4 protein-coding genes are annotated in these 2,924 nt (G+C 60.1%); 2 read left to right on the top strand and 2 right to left on the bottom strand.

The window, feature by feature from the left end; all coding sequences use genetic code 11:
* Positions 1-149: 149 nt before the first annotated feature.
* The gene (locus ACW9JE_RS30005) at positions 150-458 is read right to left on the bottom strand and encodes a plastocyanin/azurin family copper-binding protein (RefSeq protein ID WP_457434821.1); all 309 of its coding nucleotides are present in this window, start codon (positions 456-458) and stop codon (positions 150-152) included.
* A 14-nt stretch (positions 459-472) separates the two neighbouring features.
* Positions 473-1,441 (bottom strand): metallophosphoesterase family protein, encoded by a 969-nt coding sequence (locus ACW9JE_RS30000; protein ID WP_224540941.1) that lies wholly within the window; start codon positions 1,439-1,441, stop codon positions 473-475.
* Positions 1,442-1,607: 166 nt separating this feature from the next.
* On the opposite strand from ACW9JE_RS30000, the gene ACW9JE_RS29995 reads away from it, so the two are divergent.
* A complete protein-coding gene (locus tag ACW9JE_RS29995) occupies positions 1,608-2,120 on the top strand; it encodes a sigma-70 family RNA polymerase sigma factor (protein ID WP_457434820.1) in 513 nt (170 codons plus the stop codon).
* On the top strand, positions 2,113-2,856 hold the full coding sequence (locus tag ACW9JE_RS29990; RefSeq protein ID WP_457434819.1) for an anti-sigma factor family protein: 744 nt from the start codon (positions 2,113-2,115) through the stop codon (positions 2,854-2,856). The genes ACW9JE_RS29995 and ACW9JE_RS29990 overlap by 8 nt, the downstream gene beginning before the upstream one ends.
* The last annotated feature ends 68 nt before the right edge of the window (positions 2,857-2,924 follow it).

The raw sequence follows: 2,924 nt of genomic DNA, 5'->3' as shown, positions 1-2,924 counted from the left end.
GGGTTGTTTGGAGATGCTGTGATCGGCACAAAAAACTGTGGGAGCGGGCTTGCCCGCGAAGGCGTCGTGTCATTCAGCAATGATGTCGACTGACACACCGCTTTCGCGAGCAAGCCCGCTCCCACAGGGTCCACCGGTGATCTCCAAATCTACTGAACGACAATGATCTTCCCGATCATCTGCGGATGCAGCGAGCAGAAGTACTCGAACTCCCCAGGTGTATCGAACTCCCAGGAATAACTGTCGCCGGTATCCAGCGCCGCCGAGCGGAACAGCTTGTGGGTTTCGGCGACGGTGTGGGGGATTTCGTCGTCGTTGACCCAGGTCACCTTGGTGCCCGGGGCGATGGTCAGGGACATGGGGCCGAACATGAATTCCTTGATGTCGATCTTCACTTCATTAGCCCACACCGGCATCGAGAACATCAGGCAGACCACTGCCAGAAATCGCGCTTTCATCATCATCCCCTCCCCTAAACCAGTGTCGAATCGATCAGTGCCAACGGGTGCTCACCCTGAGTCGCGCGTACATCGGTGACGCCCAGGTAATTGCGCAGTTGATCGGCCGCCACCGTCATCGGCCCCGGCGTGGGTGCCGTACCCGGTGCAGGCTGTGGATAAGCAGTCCCCCGCGCCGTATGAAAGGTGATATTGCCTTCGACCTTCTGGATCACTTGGTGAATGTGCCCGTTCAGCACCGTCACTGAACCGTACTTGCGCAGCAACGCAATCGCCTGATCGCCATCCTCGGTGCCCCAGCCCCAAGGCTGATAAATCGTCCACAACGGAATATGGGTAAACACCACAATCGGCGTGCTGCTGCTCACCGCCCGCAGATCGTCCGCCAGCCAGGCCAGTTGCTCAGGCCCCAGATTCGCCTCGTGCCCGGCCTGGAAATTGAAGACATTGACCAGCGCGATGAAATGCACGCCATGGTCATCGAAGCTGTACCAGCCGTTACCCTTGGTGCCCTTGCCGTAACGCTGCAGATATAGCTTGCCGCCGCCCTCGTCGAGGGTGTCGTGCTCGCCCGGCACATAGTGCACGGTCGCCGGCAAACCCTTGAGCACCTGGTCGGCGGTGTCGAATTCTTCGGCCTTGGACAAGTGAGTGATGTCGCCGGTGTGCAGGATCAACGAAGGCCGCTTGGGCAGCGCGATGACCTTGTCGATGGCCACCTGCAGGGTCTTCAGCGGTTCCGGATTGGCCTCCTTGTTGAAGCCGATGTGCGAGTCGCTGATCTGCACGAAATGGAAGGAACTGGCGAGCGCCTTGGGGTCGGAGATCTGTCCGGCTTCGTCCAAAGCAAAAGCCCGGGGAATGCCGCCGCTCAGGGCCCAGATCACGCCGGCCCCGGCCCAGGCCGAGCACTTGAGCAGCGTTCGCCGGTCGGGATTCAAGAGGTCCTCGGTACGCAAGAGTTGCTTTGCATGAGTGTCCATCGGTACTACCTCGCTGGAGAGCTACAGTCATGTAGCGGGTGATGTCGCTGACACGAGGCAAAACCGGGCAATACGAGGGTTTATTCCCGGTCAAAAAATAAAGTTTTTTCGGGGAATAAAACTCGGCGAGGCGCAGTTATAGAGGTGGGTAAGTGCGGAAACCACTATGAAGCGATTTGAGGAACTGTTTGCGCCGCACCTGGATGCCGCCTACAACCTGGCGCGCTGGCTGACCGGCAACGACAGCGCCGCCAGCGATGTCGTGCAGGAAAGCGCCCTGCGAGCCTTCAGGTTTTCGCAGCGTTTCACCGATGGCAATGCCAAGGCCTGGTTCCTGACGATAGTGCGCAACGAGAGTTACACCTGGCTCAAGGCCGTGGCGGGTCGGCACTGGGTGGCGTTCAGCGACGAGCACAGTGAAGAGGACGACCTGCCCAGCCAGGCTCACTCCCCGGAACTGCTGGCCATCTACACCGAAAACGCGGCGCTGATCCAGCAAGCCCTGTGCGCCCTGCCGCCGGCGTATCGCGAGGTGATCGTGCTCAAGGAACTCGAAGATCTGCCCTACAAGGACATCGCCCTGGTGGCTGACATTCCGATCGGTACGGTCATGTCCAGGCTGGCCAGGGCTCGCGCCATGCTCAAGCTCGAACTGATGAAGTTGCACGCCCATGAATGAACTCGACTGCACCGCTTGCCAGACGCTGATGCATGGCTATCTGGACAAGGAACTCGATCCTGCGACGACCGCGACTGTGGCCGGGCATCTGGCCGGGTGCGCGGCGTGTGCGCGGGAGCATGATCAGGCGAAGCTGTTGGTGACGGGTGTGAAGCAGAAGGCTGCTTACTACAAGACGCCCGCGTCGTTGACGGCCCGGGTGTTTCCCGCCGAGCCGGCAAAGGTTTCGGTTATCGAACGCTGGCGAAACTGGTTTGCTCCGGCGTTTTCCGCAGCGGCGCTGGCCCTGGCGATGGTGCTGTTTGTCGCGACACCGGGCAGCGAACAGCCCTTGATGGACGAGGCGGTTTCCAGCCATGTTCGTTCGTTGATGGGTGAACATCTGAACGATGTGGTGTCGTCCGACCGCCATACGGTGAAGCCCTGGTTCACCGGCAAGCTCGACTTTTCGCCCCCGGTGTTCGATTACAAGGAACAGGGTTTCCCCCTGCTCGGCGGACGCCTGGATTACCTGCAACACCAGACCACCGCAGCCCTGAGTTATGGCCGGGCCAAGCACATCATCAACGTCTTCATCCTGCCTGCGTCCGAGGCGGACAAACCACGGCAGACACAGACCATTCGCGGGTTCAATGTGGTGTCGTGGCAGGAGAATCACCTGCGGTATGTGCTGGTGTCGGATGTGGAGAAGAGTGAGTTGGAGGCTTTTGGTGGGTTGCTCAAGAACGGAGGGTGAGGCGGCAGGCCCGGGCCCTGTAGGAGCGAGGCTTGCCCGCGAAGACTGGCTTTCAGCCGACATCAATG

The organism is Pseudomonas sp. SDO55104_S430 (assembly GCF_054070595.1).
This window is presented reverse-complemented; position numbering and strand designations above follow the sequence as displayed.

Bases quoted from the DNA above. Each gene is read 5' to 3' on its own strand.
- ACW9JE_RS29990 (WP_457434819.1), top strand. From the start codon at position 2,113: ATGAATGAACTCGACTGCACCGCTTGCCAGACGCTGATGCATGGCTAT.
- ACW9JE_RS30005 (WP_457434821.1), bottom strand. From the start codon at position 458: ATGAAAGCGCGATTTCTGGCAGTGGTCTGCCTGATGTTCTCGATGCCG.
- ACW9JE_RS29995 (WP_457434820.1), top strand. From the start codon at position 1,608: ATGAAGCGATTTGAGGAACTGTTTGCGCCGCACCTGGATGCCGCCTAC.
- ACW9JE_RS30000 (WP_224540941.1), bottom strand. From the start codon at position 1,441: ATGGACACTCATGCAAAGCAACTCTTGCGTACCGAGGACCTCTTGAAT.